The organism is Streptomyces sp. NBC_00989 (genome assembly GCF_045162655.1).
Taxonomy (GTDB): domain Bacteria; phylum Actinomycetota; class Actinomycetes; order Streptomycetales; family Streptomycetaceae; genus Streptomyces.
The window spans coordinates 909,655-924,768 of record NZ_CP108728.1 but is presented as its reverse complement, the minus strand read 5'-3'; the positions used below and the strand labels follow the sequence as shown (position 1 = coordinate 924,768).

The 15,114-nt window shown below is 70.6% G+C and carries 14 protein-coding genes and 1 pseudogene; 9 read left to right on the top strand and 6 right to left on the bottom strand.

What is annotated here, in order from left to right; translation table 11 throughout:
* Positions 1-86: 86 nt before the first annotated feature.
* The 3 genes and pseudogenes from OG714_RS04135 to OG714_RS04125 all read left to right on the top strand — a co-directional run bounded on the left by OG714_RS04135 (position 87) and on the right by OG714_RS04125 (position 2,851).
* Positions 87-734 (top strand): TetR/AcrR family transcriptional regulator, encoded by a 648-nt coding sequence (locus tag OG714_RS04135; RefSeq protein ID WP_406118584.1) that lies wholly within the window; start codon positions 87-89, stop codon positions 732-734.
* Between the two features lie 149 nt (positions 735-883).
* Positions 884-1,387, top strand: a complete 504-nt coding sequence (locus OG714_RS04130; protein WP_406118582.1) for a hypothetical protein — start codon at positions 884-886, stop codon at positions 1,385-1,387.
* 276 nt (positions 1,388-1,663) lie between these two features.
* Positions 1,664-2,851 (top strand): annotated as a pseudogene (locus tag OG714_RS04125) (DNA gyrase subunit B).
* Positions 2,852-2,962: 111 nt separating this feature from the next.
* Here the strand turns inward: OG714_RS04125 and OG714_RS04120 are convergent.
* Both OG714_RS04120 and OG714_RS04115 read right to left on the bottom strand, forming a co-directional pair.
* A complete protein-coding gene (locus OG714_RS04120; protein WP_406118580.1) occupies positions 2,963-3,928 on the bottom strand; it encodes a phosphotransferase family protein in 966 nt (321 codons plus the stop codon).
* Between the two features lie 54 nt (positions 3,929-3,982).
* Positions 3,983-5,218 carry a PQQ-binding-like beta-propeller repeat protein gene (locus OG714_RS04115; protein ID WP_406118578.1) on the bottom strand — a complete coding sequence of 412 codons (1,236 nt, stop codon included), beginning with the start codon at positions 5,216-5,218 and terminating at the stop codon, positions 3,983-3,985.
* A gap of 268 nt (positions 5,219-5,486) precedes the next feature.
* Between OG714_RS04115 and OG714_RS04110 the strand changes: the two genes are divergently transcribed.
* Positions 5,487-7,544 carry a GH92 family glycosyl hydrolase gene (locus OG714_RS04110; protein ID WP_406118576.1) on the top strand — a complete coding sequence of 686 codons (2,058 nt, stop codon included), beginning with the start codon at positions 5,487-5,489 and terminating at the stop codon, positions 7,542-7,544.
* Here OG714_RS04110 and OG714_RS04105 read toward each other — a convergent pair.
* Positions 7,533-8,015, bottom strand: a complete 483-nt coding sequence (locus tag OG714_RS04105) for a winged helix-turn-helix transcriptional regulator (RefSeq protein ID WP_406118575.1) — start codon at positions 8,013-8,015, stop codon at positions 7,533-7,535. The genes OG714_RS04110 and OG714_RS04105 overlap by 12 nt on opposite strands.
* Before the next feature lie 93 nt (positions 8,016-8,108).
* Here OG714_RS04105 and OG714_RS04100 point away from each other — a divergent pair, with 93 nt between their 5' ends.
* The 3 genes from OG714_RS04100 to OG714_RS04090 all read left to right on the top strand — a co-directional run bounded on the left by OG714_RS04100 (position 8,109) and on the right by OG714_RS04090 (position 11,177).
* The gene (locus OG714_RS04100; RefSeq protein ID WP_406118574.1) at positions 8,109-8,603 is read left to right on the top strand and encodes a PaaI family thioesterase; all 495 of its coding nucleotides are present in this window, start codon (positions 8,109-8,111) and stop codon (positions 8,601-8,603) included.
* 193 nt (positions 8,604-8,796) lie between these two features.
* Complete coding sequence (locus OG714_RS04095; RefSeq protein ID WP_406118573.1) at positions 8,797-9,600, top strand: response regulator transcription factor; 804 nt, start codon at positions 8,797-8,799, stop codon at positions 9,598-9,600.
* A 350-nt stretch (positions 9,601-9,950) separates the two neighbouring features.
* Positions 9,951-11,177 carry a cysteine desulfurase-like protein gene (locus OG714_RS04090; protein ID WP_406118572.1) on the top strand — a complete coding sequence of 409 codons (1,227 nt, stop codon included), beginning with the start codon at positions 9,951-9,953 and terminating at the stop codon, positions 11,175-11,177.
* 3 nt (positions 11,178-11,180) lie between these two features.
* Here the strand turns inward: OG714_RS04090 and OG714_RS04085 are convergent, their stop codons facing one another.
* Complete coding sequence (locus tag OG714_RS04085) at positions 11,181-11,747, bottom strand: O-methyltransferase (RefSeq protein WP_406118570.1); 567 nt, start codon at positions 11,745-11,747, stop codon at positions 11,181-11,183.
* A gap of 350 nt (positions 11,748-12,097) precedes the next feature.
* Between OG714_RS04085 and OG714_RS04080 the strand changes: the two genes are divergently transcribed.
* Together OG714_RS04080 and OG714_RS04075 are read left to right on the top strand one after the other, a co-directional pair.
* On the top strand, positions 12,098-12,985 hold the full coding sequence (locus OG714_RS04080; protein ID WP_406118568.1) for a sugar phosphate isomerase/epimerase family protein: 888 nt from the start codon (positions 12,098-12,100) through the stop codon (positions 12,983-12,985).
* An 85-nt stretch (positions 12,986-13,070) separates the two neighbouring features.
* Positions 13,071-13,934, top strand: coding sequence for a sugar phosphate isomerase/epimerase family protein (locus tag OG714_RS04075; protein ID WP_406118567.1), 864 nt, complete (start codon positions 13,071-13,073; stop codon positions 13,932-13,934).
* On the opposite strand, the gene OG714_RS04070 is transcribed toward OG714_RS04075, so the two are convergent.
* Positions 13,922-14,497 (bottom strand): YbhB/YbcL family Raf kinase inhibitor-like protein, encoded by a 576-nt coding sequence (locus OG714_RS04070; protein WP_406118566.1) that lies wholly within the window; start codon positions 14,495-14,497, stop codon positions 13,922-13,924. The two genes, OG714_RS04075 and OG714_RS04070, sit on opposite strands and share 13 nt — an antisense overlap.
* Complete coding sequence (locus tag OG714_RS04065; RefSeq protein ID WP_406118564.1) at positions 14,494-15,063, bottom strand: cysteine hydrolase; 570 nt, start codon at positions 15,061-15,063, stop codon at positions 14,494-14,496. Before OG714_RS04065 ends, OG714_RS04070 begins: the two co-directional genes overlap by 4 nt.
* Positions 15,064-15,114 lie beyond the last annotated feature (51 nt).

The window sequence follows — 15,114 nt, the reverse complement described above, 5'->3', positions numbered from 1 at the left end:
GCGAGAAGGGGTCGTCAAGTGCAATCGTGATAGCTTCTAACTGAAGCTTGAGCATGTAGACCAGTAGGAGTGGAAGGCGGCCGGTCATGGCGGAAACGGGCACGAAGACCCCGCGCGAGCGCTATCGCGACCAGGTGCGCGCGGAGGTCAAGGAACACGCACGGGAACAGATCGCCACGGCGGGCGCCTCCGCGCTCTCCCTCAACGCGATCGCCAAGCGGATGGGCATGAGCGGACCCGCCCTCTACCGGTACTTCGCCAGCCGCGACGACCTGATCACCGAACTCATCCGGGACGCGTACCGCAGCCTCGCCGACACCTGCCGCACGGCCGCCGAGTCCGGCACCGGCCTGCCTGGACTGGCCCACGCCCTGCGCCGCTGGGCCCTCGACGACCCCCAGCGCTACTTCCTCATCTACGGCACGCCCGTCCCCGGCTACCACGCACCCGAAGACGTCACCGGCATCGCGTCCGAGATCATGGCGACCCTGCTGGACGCGAGCGCGGAGCTGCCCGTGGACGGTCCCGAGACACCGTTCGAGGTCGACCTGCGAGCCCACCGGCACTGGGCGGGCGACCACCCCGCCCCACCCGCGGCCCTCCACCGCGCCCTGACCTTCTGGACCCGTCTGCACGGCGTCCTGTCCCTGGAACTCGCGGGCCACTTCACGGGCATGGGGTTCGACCCGGAGCTGTTCTTCGACTCGGAACTGGCCGCCCTGGCGGCGCCGTAGGCACGGTGACGTGTGACGGTCGTGATCCGCATACGCTTCCGCGTCGCCGGTTGGCCGGGCGCCGGTGGGGTATTTCCGCCGTGCGATGGTGACGGCGGATCGAAGACGGACTGAAGTCCATTCCGGTTGGCGGGGGCGCGATGTCGAGGATGAGCCAGGAGACACGTGACGCGGCGGTGCGTGCCGCCGGGCGGGCCGGGCTCGGCGAGCTGAAGGCCGTCTACGACCGCTCCCGGTTCGGCGCGTGGCTGCTCGCGGTGTCGGGCTACGGGTTCGTGGCCGTCCTGATGCCCGTCGTAGTGGTCGACACCCTCGACGACGGCGTGTCCGGCAAGACCTACGCGGGGGTCGTCATCTGTCTTGTGGTCATCGTCGCCACCTTCCTCTCCGTCCGCTTCCTGTGGCGGAACGCCGAGGGCGGCATCGTCCACTTCGAGGGCGGGATGGTCGAGACGTACGGCGCGGGCAGCGAAACGGTCTGCGCCTGGCGCGACGTGACCGAGGTTCGACGGGTGATCAGGAACCCGATCATGCCCATGTACGGCATCACCGCGGCGGGGCGCCGGCTCTCGGTGTCCCGCGACGACTTCTCCCACTGCCGACCTCTCATCGAGGACATAGCGAAGTTGGCGGCCCCGGCGCGGAGCGACTGAGCGTCGTTCCGGCCGTATCCACGTCGTCGTTCACCGCGTCCTCCGCACTTCCCCGACTGGTCTGCCACACACTGGAATTGAGGCCTCCAGGGGCGTCCGGAGCGGGGCCGTACACGGCTTCGGCGGGCCCTCGGGCGAGTTCCGGGTGTGGTGCGCGAAGGCTGCGCCGCCCGCTTCCCGGCACGCCGTCACCCGCCCGTCCGCGGCTTCGATGAAACGGCTCTGACCTGGTGTTTTCGTTGATTTCACCTACGCTGGGGTGATCAACCGGACGTCATGGGAGGGGTCTTCGTGAGTGCGGAAGGCATGAAGTACGACGCTGCTCACATCGAGGTGCTGGAGGGCAGGGAGGCCGTTCGGAAGCGGCCCGGGATGTACGTCGGCTCGACCGGTGAACGCGGCCTGTACCACCTCGTGCTGGACGTCGTCGACCGGGCCGTGAGCGAGGTCCTCGCGGGCCGCGCCGGCTCCGTCGACGTCACGCTCACGGCCGACGGCGGCGTGCGGGTCGTCGATGATGGTGCGGGAGGTGGTGAGGCCCATGGCCCGGACCTCGAAGCGCAGTTGACCAGTTTCCATGTCGGATCCGGCCCCATCGGGCGGCGCACTACGGTCATCGCCCCCTTCCGCATGGGGCTCTTCGTCGTCAACGCCCTGTCGAGTCGGCTGACGGTCGAGATGCGGGGCGAGGGGACCCGGTGGGTCAAGGAGTACGCGCGCGGTGTCGAGGTCGAACAGCCCTGCGCCGAGGGGTCGTTGACCGGAGAAGCGGGCTCGGCGACCGGAAGCGGGACCACCATCTCCTTCTGGCCCGACACCGAGATCTTCGAGACGACATGGTGCTCGTTCCCCGTGCTGGCGGAGCGGTTCCGGGAACCGGCCTTCCTCAACCGGGGTTTGGCCATCTCGCTGACCGACGAACGCCCGGCGGACGGGCCCCGCAGGGTGCTGTTCCAATTCCCGGACGGAGTACGGGACTTCGTGGCCGCCCTCGACGCGGAAGCGGGGGCGTGCCCCCGTGCGGACGTCTTCGGCTTCGAACGGGAGGACGCGAGAATGGCAGGGACGATGGAGGTCGCCCTGCTGTGGGGATACTCCCGCGGCGCGCGGATACGCGGCTTCGCCAACAGCCTGGCCACTCACGCGGGCGGCACACACCTGGACGGCTTCCACGACGGAGTGGTCGCGGCGGTCACCGAGTTCGCACGGGAACGAAAGCTGCCGGCTGCGTCCGGCCTCGATGCCCGCGCCGACCTGATCGTAGAGAGCCTCACCGCGGTCGTCTCGGTGAAGCTCGACGAACCCTAATACCTCGGCGCCACCCGCACGTTGCTGGGCAACACCGATGTGCGGGTCTGCGTCGCGGAGGCCGTCCGGGAGCACCTCGGCGACTGGTTCGCGGAACAACCGAAGCGGGCCGAGGAGGTCGTCGACCGAGTCGTCCGAGCCGGCCAGCGGGACTGAACAGGGGCGGACGGTCCCAGGGTTGAACCGCACCGGACGGCCCGTCAGAAAGGGCCCAGGTGACGGATGTTGAGACCGGTTCGCCCCCCCCGCGAGCCGCCCCACGCGGGCTCAGCCCAGCGCGTCCAGCAGAGCGGCGACGTAGGCATCCAGCCGTTCTTCCACGGCCCGCGTCGTCAGCTCCGCCCTCCCCGCCTCGCGCCACGGCCGCGCCACCCACTCCGCATCGGACGCGAACGCCAGGGCGTCAAGCAACCGCCAGTACAACCGCTCGTCCTCGGTCGCGGCCAGCACTTCGCCGGCCTCCTCGTACGCCTCGGCGAACCGCAGACCCCAGGCGGGGCCGTGGAGCATGGCGAGGTTGCTGGAGCAGTGCGCCACATCCAGATCCGCCGGCCCCCAGGAGGTCCGCACCCAGTCGACGACCCCGGTGATACGGGGACCTGCCGTGCTCGGGGGCGACACATCGAACAGCACATTGCCGGGGTGGAAGTCCCGGTGCAGGAAACGCCCTTCGTACGGGGGCGCGGGCTTGCGGATCACATCGGCCGCCGCGGCCCACGTCACCGGGTCGGCGCCGGATGGAGGGACGACGTTGTCAGCGGTCGTCCACGCCTTGTACTCCTGGGGCCGGTCGGCGGGTCGCAGCGCGTGGATCGCCACGAGTTGACGGGCCAGCAGCGGGACGCGCGCCTCCAACTCCTCGTCGTCGAGGACCGTCCGGCCCGGGAGATGGGACATGAGGAGCGACGGGTACTCGCAGTGCTTGGCGGTCGCGTCGACGGCGACCGGCCCAGGAGCCGGCACGGCGGTCCCCGCCAGCAGGGTGAGGGCGTACGCCTCGCGGGTCAGCAGGTCCTCGGACTGCTCCACGAAGTACGGGTCGACGAAGCTCCGCAGCACCAGGTCCCGCGTACCTCCGTCCCGCGTACCGATGGTCAGCCGCCTCATCTCGGCCGTGATCCCGCCGTGCAGCGCCTCGGTTCCGGCGACCCGCTCACCGACCTCCAGCTGCCGGCTCACCCAAGCCAGCGTCGACGGCCGGACGGCCCCCGCCTCATCGTGGTCGATCACCATGCCACCCGTCATCCTGGTCTGTTCCAAGGGCACTTGCGCCTAGGGCAGCTGTTCCTAGGGCAGCGGCAGCGACCGCAGGATGTGATGGACCATCGTTTCGATGACGACGTAGTGCGGGTCGCCTCCCGGCATGACGAGCGCCGGGTACGCGCTGCCCACGGTCTCCGGGTAGGCCGGTGCCATGCGCGGTGCGGCATCACCTTTCGCGTGCGGTCCGGCATGCAGGTCGATGCTGATCATGTGTCCCCGGGTGGCGGCGTCGTTGCGGGGGGTGAAGGTCACGAACCGCCCGCCGACCAGGCCGGCTGCATCCGTTGTCGTGTAGTAACTCCACAGCTTCTTCGGGTGGTTGAGGTCGTAGGCGTTCCAGTCCCCGGCGCTGGAGTCCTCCGGACTGACCTCGAAGAGCATCAGCACACCGTCGGCCGAGATCAGAGCGCGTTCGGGCTTCTGGCCGCTGTCCTCAGCGGTGGCGAGCGGCCGGAGGTCGCCCGGGTCGAGTCGCTGGAGGGGCGGAAAGGTGTCCTCGGTCGTGTACGCGCTGCCCGAGCACGCGAGGTAGTGGCCGCCGGAGATGAGGTGCGGGCACTTGGTGCCCGAGGGAGAGGCCGCGAGCTTCGCGCCGGTACGGGCGCCGCGTGCCGTGACCTTCGAGGAGTCGGTTGTGTAGACGCGCCCGCCGAACGCGACCGGGCTTTGGGAGCGGTTGGCGTCGACGGTCCGGTGCCACAGCGTCGTACCGTCGGACGCCCGGTAGGCGCCGAGCGCGACGTTCGCCTCGCGGTCGAAGCTGCTCCACGTGTCGAGCGCGTAGACGATTCCGTCCGCCGTGACGAACCCGGTGTACACGCGGTCGGCCGGCAGTTGGAGGGACCAGGCCGCCTTGCCGGTGCGCAGGTTGGCGGCGCGCAGTGTGCGACCGCCGTTGGTCACCGCGCGTTCGTCGGCCTTGTCCACGACGAGTCCGAGGTTCTTGCCGCTGCCGACGGCGGGGACGGTCCAGCTGACCGAGCCGTCGGTCCGGGAGCGCCCGACGAAACCGTCCGCGCCGGTGGCGCACACGACCTGGTGGGCCGTGGCACCGCAGACCTGCACCCCCTCCGAGCCGGAGAGGTCTTTGGTCCAGGCACGCCACGGGTCCTGGCCGCCGCCGGAGCTCTGCGTCACGGCGGAGGCCGAGGCGGAGGAGGAGGGCGGGGAGGCGGTCGTCGTATGCCCTGTCTCGGCGGATCGCGCGCCCCCGGAGCCCGAACAGCCGACCGCCATCACCCCGAACAGAACCGCACCCATCACCCCGTGGGCCACCCGAACCCGTCGCATCAGCCACCCCCGTCGTGTGAGGCGCCCATGTTTCCAGACGCCTCCCTTCCCGCACATCGCCGGCATCACGTCCACTTCGCACCCTGTCGGCGATGGCGGGAAGCGGCGGAATGATGACCCGACCGGCTGGTCCTCGCGGCCGGACGGTGTGGCGGCGCGGCAGGTGGGGCCGCGTTGGGGACACTCGCGGTCCGGCGCCGCGCGGGCGGCGGGTTCCCTGTCTGGCTGGAGAAACGTGGTGCGACTTCCCCTGTTTCGGGCCGTCCTGGCGGCCTCGGTGCTCGTGGCGTCCGGAGCGGCCGCCGCCCCGGTCCGGGCGGACGGGACGCCCCGGCCCCGGGCCGTCGACGATCTCGCGCGGTACGTCAACCCGTTCGTCGGCACCGCCCCCGGCGGCCCCGACTTCGGTCACGGCGGCGGCGCGGGCAACACGTTCCCGGGGGCCTCGGCACCGCTCGGCGGAATGCAGTGGAGCCCCGACACGGTGACGTACCAGCACGGCGGCTACTCCTACGGCGACAACCGCATCCGCGGCTTCGGCCTCGCGCACATCTCCGGAGCAGGCTGCGCGGCCTACGGCAACGTCCCTTTTATGCCCACGCAGGACGCCGAACCGCCGGCGTACGCCACGTTCTCGCACGCCAACGAGCAGGCGGCGCCGGGCAGTTACCACGTCACCTTCGACAACGGCATCGGCACCGACCTGACCACCACCCAGCGCTCGGGCATCGCCCGCTTCACCTACCCGGCGACCGACACCCGCCCCGCCGCCGTCAGTATCGACGCGGCCAAGGCGTTCACCGCGGCCACCGGATCGGTCGACATCGGCACCGACACACTCTCCGGCTACAGCGACAGCGGCGCCTTCTGCAAGGCCAAGAACCGCTACCGGCTCTACTTCCACGCCACCTTCGACCAGCCCTTCGCCAAGGCCTCCCACCCCGCCGGCAAGGCGGGCGCGGCCATGGTCTCCTTCGCGCCCGGCGTGCGCACGGTCACCGCACGGGTCGGCGTCTCCTTCGTCGACGTCGAGGGCGCCCGCCGCAACGCACTCACCGAGCAGAAGGCACAGTCGTACGACACGATCCGGCAGGCCGTGCGCGCCGACTGGAACCAGTGGCTGAACCGCGTCACCGTCGGCGGCGGCACGGACGCGCAGCGCCGGGTCTTCTACACCGCCCTCTACCACGCCCTCCTGCACCCCAGCGTCTTCAGCGACAGCGACGGGCGCTACACCGGCATGGACGGACTCGTCCACCGCACCAGCGCGGGGCACGTCCAGTACGCGAACTTCTCCGGCTGGGACGTCTACCGCTGCCAGGTCCAGCTGCTGGCGCTGCTCGCCCCGCGCGAGGCCTCCGACATCGCGCAGTCCGTCCTCAACCAGGGCCTCCAGGCAGGCTACTTCGACCGCTGGACCCTCGCGAACGGCGGCAGCGGCGTCATGGTCGGCGACCCGCTGCCCGCCATCGCGTCCACGATCCACGCCTTCGGCGGCACCGACTTCGACGCCGCCACCCTGCTGCGCACGGCCCTCGCGGACCGCCAGGACAACCGCCAGCGCCCCGGACACGAGCAGTACGACACCCTCGGCTACGTCCCCGCCGGCACCAAGGGCGTCTGGGGCTCGGCCTCCACCACCCTCGAGTACGCCGTCGCCGACTACGCGCTCGCCCAACTCGCCCACCGACTCGGCGACTTGACCGCCTACGGCACGCTGCTGCGGGCCTCCGGGAACTGGCGCAACCTCTTCAACCCCGCCACCGGCTACCTCCAGCCCCGCGCCGCCGACGGCACCTGGCCCGCCTTCACCCCGGCCCAGAAGACGGAGTACGTGGAGGGCAACGCGGCCCAGTACACGTGGATGGTTCCGCAGGACCTGCCCGGCCTGTTCGCCGCGATGGGCGGCGACGCCGCTGTCACGGCCCGCCTCGACACCTTCTTCAGCAGCCTGAACGCGGGTGCCGGTCAGCCCTACGCCTACCTGGGCAACGAGCCCTCGTTCGGCACCCCTTGGGCATACACCCACGTCGGCCACACCGACCGCGCCGGGGCCGTCGTCCAGCGCGCGCTGTCCACGCTGTTCACCGATGCCCCCGGCGGACTCGTCGGCAACGACGACCTCGGCGCCATGTCGTCCTGGGCGGTGTGGGCGAGCCTCGGCCTGTACCCCGAGGTCCCCGGCAGCGCCCAACTCACGCGCAGCGCACCGCTGTTCCCCACGGCCACCGTCCACCGGGGCGACGGAACCGAGCTCACGGTCGGCTCCGCGTCGCCCAAGCGCTCACTCCGGTAGCGGACTTCGTACCGGCCGCGCCCCGGGTCCGGGCGCGGCCGTGACCTCGGTCGGTGCGAGCGCGCCATGCGGCCCGTCGCACTCCACCACCACCCGCACCGGCGCACCGCACTCGGTGTGCCGTACGTCGAGAACCGGCCCCCCGGGGTCGGCGGCATACGTCTCGCCCCACTGCCGCAGGGCCATGAGAACCGGCCACAGATCGCGGCCCTTGCCCGTCAGCCGGTACTCGTGCCGGGTCCGGCTCCCCGCCTGCTGGTAGGGCACGGTCGTCAGGATGCCGACCGCGACCAGCTTGCGGAGCCGGTCGGCGAGCACCGCGTCCGAGAGCCCGATATGGCGCCGGAAGTCGTCGAAACGCCGGACCCTGATGAACGCGTCCCGCAGGATCAGCAGCGTCCACTTCTCGCCGACGAGATCGAGTGTGCTCTGGACCGGGCAGTTCTCCGTGCTCACGTCGAGCCATTCCATGCGACCACCCTAGCCACCTGGCTCTGTCATTGACAGCCAGCTGCGGAGAGATCTAGCTTCTTTTCAGGAAGCCAGCTGGGGAGGTAGCACCGTATGGGACGGTCACGCACGTACGAGTGGGAGGATCCGGGGGTCTCGGCAGCCGCCGTAGGACAGGCCACGGGTCTGGAATTCCTGCGGGAACTGATCGGCGGACGCCTGCCCGCGCCGCCCATCGGGGCCACCCTGAACTTCACGCTCGACGAGGTGGAGCACGGGCACGCGGTGTTCTCCCTGATACCGGGGGAGGAGCACTACAACCCCATCGGCAGCGTGCACGGCGGGGTCTACGCCACACTGCTCGACTCCGCGGCCGGCTGCGCCGTGCAGTCCACCTTGCCGCAGGGCATGGGATACACGTCGCTCGACCTGACCGTGAAGTTCCTGCGCCCGATCACGGCCGACACCGGCCGCGTCCGCGCCATAGGCACCGTGCTCAACGGCGGACGGCGCACCGCGCTCGCCCAGGCCGAGCTGTTCGACGAGAAGGACCGGCTGCTCGCGCACGCCACGAGCAGCTGCCTGCTGTTTCCCGTCCCGGGTTCCTGACCCGGACGGCCGAAATCCGCCTGTCCCCCGCGCAGGCGGATCCGTACCGTCAACTCCCTTGATCCATACGGTCGCGGGCGCTGCCGGAACGCTGTGAATTCTCCCGGGTGCCGTGGCCGTGGTGGTATGGGGAGAAGTACGTACGTGCGTACACGCGTACGTGGACGTGACACACGCGGGATCGTGAGGGCGTATGACGGGCGGGCCGGCCGGGGCGTACGAACGCATGCTGGCGGTCGCGGTGGCGGCTCTGCACGAACGGGAACCCGAGCGGCTGTGGCCGATGGTCGCCGCGGCCCTGCCGGGCCTGTGCGGAGGCGAGGCGCTGATCTACAAACTCGGCGAGTGGACGGACCGGACCGGGGCGATGGGACTCTCGCCCGCCGCCGCGGCGCACATCGGGCGGATCGACGACATCGGGGACGAGACGATGGGGGTGCTGCGCCGGGGCTACCCCTTCGCGGACCACTACGCCAGGGCCGGTGCCGTCCGCCGGCCGGGGACCGCCCGCCGGATGGCCGGCAACGGGTGGGCGCGCAGCCGCACCGCGGGCACGATCAGCCGGTTGATGGACGCCGACCACGTCCTGGCGATACCTCTGCCCGGGACGACCACGCCGGTGACCGGATGTCTCGTCTACCGTGCGGGGGCGGACTTCACCGAGGACCATGTGCGGGCGGCTGAGCAGTTGCAGCCCCTGTTGTCGGGGGTGGAACAGCAGCGCCAGCTGCTGGAACGCTGGCGCGCGACTGCCGCACCGGAGGAGGCGCCGGAGGCGTCGGCGGACTCCCGGCTCACACCTCGACAGGTCACGGTGCTGTTGCTGCTTGCCGATGCGCTTACGGCTTCGGCCATTGCTCATCGGCTGGGTATCTCCGTGCGTACGGTGCACAAGCATGTGGAGGGGCTGTACCGGAAGCTGGGGACGCGGGATCGGGTGAGTACGGTGTTGCGGGCGCAGGAGATCGGGTTGCTGCCGCGGCGGGTGGGGCGGTGAGGTGTTGGGCTGTTGCTTCGAGGGGTGCTCAATCGGGTTTTCTGGGACGGGAGTTGTCGGCGTCGCGGGCTTTGGGTCGTCTTGTGGGTGCGGGGCGGTGGGGGCTGGTCGCGCAGTTCCCCGCGCCCCTGAAAGACCGGGCTTCGCCGGTCTTCGTGGGGTGCGGCCGTGTGGTGGAGCTTCGCCGGTCCCCGTGGGTGGGGGGCTCGTGCGGCGGCGGCGCATGTCGGCCGAGCCGAACGGGACACCGAGCCCTCGCCCACTGCCCCGAACCGCCTCGATGTCCGATGATCGTCGTGGACACCCGGGGCCCCGAGGCCCGCACACGGCATCGACAGGAGCTCACTTCCGTGGCCTACGACATCTCCGCCCTGCGCGCCCTGTTCCCCGCCCTGAGCGGTGGGCCGGCCCACTTCGACGGGCCCGGGGGTACCCAGACGCCGCGACCGGTCATCGAGGCCATCACGCAGGCGTTGGCGAATCCCCTCTCGAACCGGGGGCAGGTGACGGCGGGGGAGCGTAACGCCGACGCCATCGTCACCGGGGCCCGTGAGGCCATGGCCGATCTTCTTGGGGCGGAGGCCTCGGGGATCGTCTTCGGGCGTAGTGCCACGCAGCTCACCTACGACTTCTCCCGCACCCTCGCCGCGACCTGGTCGCCCGGAGACGAGGTCGTCGTCACCCGGCTCGACCACGATGCCAACATCCGGCCCTGGGTTCAGGCCGCCGAGCGGGTCGGCGCCACCGTCCGTTGGGCGGACTTCGACCCCGCGACCGGCGAACTCACCCTGGATCACCTCCGCGCCGTCCTGTCCGACCGGACTCGGCTGGTCGCCGTCACCGCGGCGTCCAATCTGATCGGTACCCGGCCCGCGGTCACCGAGATGTCCCGGCTGGCTCATGAGGCGGGTGCGCTGGTCTATGTCGACGGTGTCCACTACACCGCGCACGCCCTGGTCGACATCGGCGAACTCGGTGCGGACTTCTTCGTGTGCTCGCCGTACAAGTTCCTCGGTCCGCACCACGGCGTCCTCGCCGCCCGGCCCGAGCTGCTGGAGACCCTGCGGCCGGACAAGCTCCTCCCGTCCTCCGATGCCGTGCCCGAACGCTTCGAACTCGGCACCCTGCCCTACGAGTTGCTCGCCGGGACGCGTACCGCGGTCGACGTCCTCGCACGCCTCGACATGGACGCCGGCGGCAGTCGTCGCGAGCGGCTGACCGCGAGTCTCGCCGCGCTTCACCGGCACGAGGAAACCCTGCGTACGCGCATCGACCAGGGGCTCGCCGCCCTGGACGGGATCACCGTGCACTCGAAGGCGGCCGATCGCACGCCGACTGTGCTGCTGACCTTGGACGAAGCCTTCGGCGTGCTGGGTACGCAGGACGCCTCCCGCTTCCTGGCGGAACGCGACGTATACGCGCCCTCCGGCTCCTTCTACGCCATCGAGGCCTCCCGGCGGCTCGGCCTGGGCGACTCCGGCGGTCTGCGCATCGGGCTCGCGCCCTACACCAGCGTCGAGGACGTTGACCGGCTCCTCACCGGACTGGCGGTGTTCCTGAAGCAGCCGCCCCAGTGACCGTCAGCGGCGGCGTGCGGCAACGACCGCTGAACTGGCGGGTGTTGTGAGTACTTCCGTGGCGTCCAGCGCTGGATGGGTCAGGTAGAACAGGCGCAGCTGGTCCACTTCGTCGCCGAAGCGTGGTGGCCAGTGGGGCGACGGGGTGAAGTCGTCCAAGACGAGGAGGCCGCCGGGAGCGAGCAGCGAGACGACTCGCTCGGGGTCGTCGCGCTTGCCGCCGCCGTCGCAGAAGAAGACGTCGAAGGGGGCGTGCCGCTCAAGCAGCCGCCAGTCCCCGGTGAGGACGTCGACGCGGTCGTCGTCCGCGAAGAGACCGGCCGCGCGACGGGCCAACCCCTCATCCCGTTCCACGGTGACCAGACAGGCACCGGCACCGAGCCCGCTGTGCAGCCAGGCGGTACCCACACCCGAGCCGGTGCCGCTCTCCGCCACGACTCCGTGGGGTTTCGCGGCGGCGGTCACCTTGAGCAGCCTGCCCACCTCGGGGATGCAGCTCAGCTCGAAGCCCAGCTCGGAGGCGATCCGCTCCGCGGCCACCACGCGAGACGGAACCACGCGATCTGTCATGAGCCCGAACCCCTTTCACCGCGCACGGTCCGCAATCCCGGGCGAATGTACCGGCGGCGGCACGGATGACGGAAAAAAGATGTATGCGATGACGGGTTAATGATGGATTTCACCCCTTCAATGTTGCCCCGCACCCGGTCTAGCGTTGCGCCCGTGTGAACGGCCTGGCCGTCGGCTGATCGGTACCGCGTCAGCCTTGGTGGTCTCTCGAGGGAGAAGGCGATGGCGCCTGTGGAACTGCTCGTCCCACGCCGATGGCAAGAAGCGTCGGCGGGGGAGAGACGGACCCAGGACGTCACGCCGCCGGCCGCGGTCGCCCACCCCCACCGGAAGCTCGGAAAGGCCACAGCATGACCACCTCCCCCCTGAACAGGATCGCCGGCGCTCCCATCTCCTGGGGTGTGTGCGAAGTGCCCGGCTGGGGTTACCAGTTGACGCCCGAGCGGGTGCTCAACGAGATGCGTGAAGTCGGCCTGGCCGCCACCGAGTTCGGCCCCGAGGGCTTCCTGCCCAGCGCGCCCGACGCCATGGCCCGCACGCTCGCCGACCACGACCTGCACGCCGTCGGCGGCTTCACCCCGCTGCTGCTGCACGTGCCCGGCCACGACCCGCTGCCCGAGGCCGAACAGCTCCTGGCGGGCTACGACGCCTCGAAGGCGGAGGTGCTCGTCCTGTCCGCCATCACCGGCCAGGACGGTTACGACTCCCGCCCCGAACTCGACGCCGACGGCTGGAAGTTGCTGCTGTCGAACCTCGACCGGCTCGCCTCGCTGGCCGCCGAACGCGGTGTCCGCGCCGTCCTGCACCCGCACGTCGGCACGATGATCGAGAACGGCGACGAGGTCCGACGCGTCCTGGAGCACTCGGCGATCTCCCTCTGCCTCGACACCGGCCACCTCCTCATCGGCGGCACCGACCCCGCCGAACTCACCCGGCAGGCCCCCGAGCGCATCGCCCACACCCACATGAAGGACGTGGACGCCTCCCTCGCCGCCAAGGTCCAGGACGGCCAGCTCAGCTACACCGACGCCGTACGCAAGGGCATGTACCGCCCGCTGGGCGCGGGCGACGTGGATGTCGAGGCGATCGTCACCCACCTCAGCGCCCGCGGCTACGACGGCTGGTACGTCCTCGAACAGGACACCATCCTCACCGAGGAGCCCAAGGCGAAGGGCCCGGTCGAGGACGTGTGGGCCAGTGCCGAGCACCTGCGCTCGGTACTGCGTGGCGTCGCGTAGGCGTAGGCATAGTCGTATACGGGCCTGACGCCTGATGGTTGATGGCTTCGGCCCGATGCGGTGACGAGGAATCCGGGGATCAGAAGTGACCGCTGACGAATTTCTGGCCACCTGTTGGACCACGGCGGGTGACACCGCTCCCGATCAGGATGACCAGCGCAGTCCGCTGGACCTGCGGGAGCGGGTGGAAGCGGCGCGGGACGCCGGATTCACCGCCTTCGGGCTGCTGTACGCGGACCTGGTGGAGGCCGAGCGCGCGTACGGGATCGCCGGGATCCGGTCCCTCTTCGAGGGCAACGGGATCCGTCACGTCGAGTTGGAGCTGCTGACCGACTGGTGGGCCGACGGACCCCGGCGGGTCGCGTCGGACACCGTCCGGGTCGGCATGCTGAAGGCCATCGAGGCGCTCGGCGCCCGCACCTTCAAGATCGGCCCCGACGTGGCGGACGAACCCTGGGAACTCGACGTCTGGGCAAAGGAGTTCGCCCTGCTGGCGGCCCAGGCCGACGGGGTGGGCGCCCGTCTCGGAGTCGAGCCGCTTCCCTGGTCCAACCTCAAGACCGTGCACGACGGACTACGGCTCGTCGAGGCCGCCGGCCACCCGGCGGGCGGCCTCATCATCGACGTCTGGCACGTCGAGCGCGCCCACACCCCACCGGCCGACCTGGCCGACGTACCCGGGTCGCGGATCGTGGGCGTGGAGCTCAACGACGCCGACGATGACGTCATCGGCACGCTCTTCGAGGACACCGTGCATCGCCGACGCCTGTGCGGAGAGGGCTCGTTCGATCTGCCAGGGATCATCGCAGCGCTCCGTACGGCCGGCTTCCGCGGGCCCTGGGGTGTGGAGATCCTCTCCGACACGCACCGTGCGTTGCCGGTACGGGACGCGGCCGCCGCGGCGTACCGGAGTGCCGCGGCGGCCGTGTCGGCGGCTCAGCGTTCGTAGACGCCGGTCAGGCGGCCGCGGCCGAGGACGGGCGCGGTGACGGTGGGCAGGAAGGCGCGGGGTCGGGCCTGGTCGATCGGTGGTGTGGTGGGGGCGCTGTCCGCAGCGGCTGAGAGGGCGAACAGCTCGAAGACGTAGCGGTGTGGGCCGTGGCCTTTGATGGGCGCGGGACCGTGGTAGCCCCGTCCGATGGTGGACCGGAGGATCCGCACCCCCGAGCCGGGCTGCCGTGCGGACAGGGCGCCGGGCTCCAGATGTTCGGCTGCCGACGGGTCGATCAAGGCGAGGCAGTGCACGGCGGGCTTGGCCATCGGGACGTCGATGTCCTCTACGACCAGGAGGAGTTGGGCGGTACCGGGTGGGAGCGCGGTCCAGGCCAGCCGAGGGGACAGGTCGGCGCCGCCGATCTGCTTCGCGCACTGCTTCAGCGGCATGACCTCGCCGTCGCCGAAGTCCTCGCTGGTGAGCGTCAGTTGCTCGGGGCCTTGGAGGTTGGGCAGGTTCCACGCCGTGTGCGTCTCGCCCGCTTTGCGGTTCTTCAGGAGTCGGCCGAGCAGGGTCATCGGGTCGCCTCCGCCATGTCGACGACCTCGGCGGTGGTCGCGGTCTCGCCCAGCTTGGGGAAGACGCGCTCGACGCTGTGGCGATGGGCCTCGGGGTCGGGGTCGCCCATGGCGTCGGTGGCCAGCACGACGTGGTAGCCGTGGTCGGAGGCCGAGCGTGCCGTCGACTCGACGCCCGAGCTTGTCGCGATGCCGGTGAGTACGACCTGGGTGACGCCCAAGTCCCGTAGGAGCGTGTCGAGTCCGGTGTCGTGGAACGCGCTGCGCCGCCGCTTGGTGATCAGGTGGTCGGTCGACTGTACGTCGAGTTCGTCGATGAGGTCTGCCCAACCGGCGGGCGGGGAAGGTGTGTTGGCGGACCGACTGGTGTCGGTACGTCCCGGAGCGCGTCCGGTGACGTTGACCAGGACCACGGGAAGACCGTGCCGCCGGAACTGGGTGGCCAGGTGGGTCGCCTGCTTGACGGCGGCGGTGGTGATCGGATCGTCTGCGAGGGCCGAGACGATGCCCTTCTGAAGGTCGACCACTACGAGCGCGGTCGAGGGGTCGATCGTTGTGAGTGGCATGGGGGTTGCTCGCTTCTCCTGTGCGTGTCGGGCGGTCGGGGGGAAGGCGGG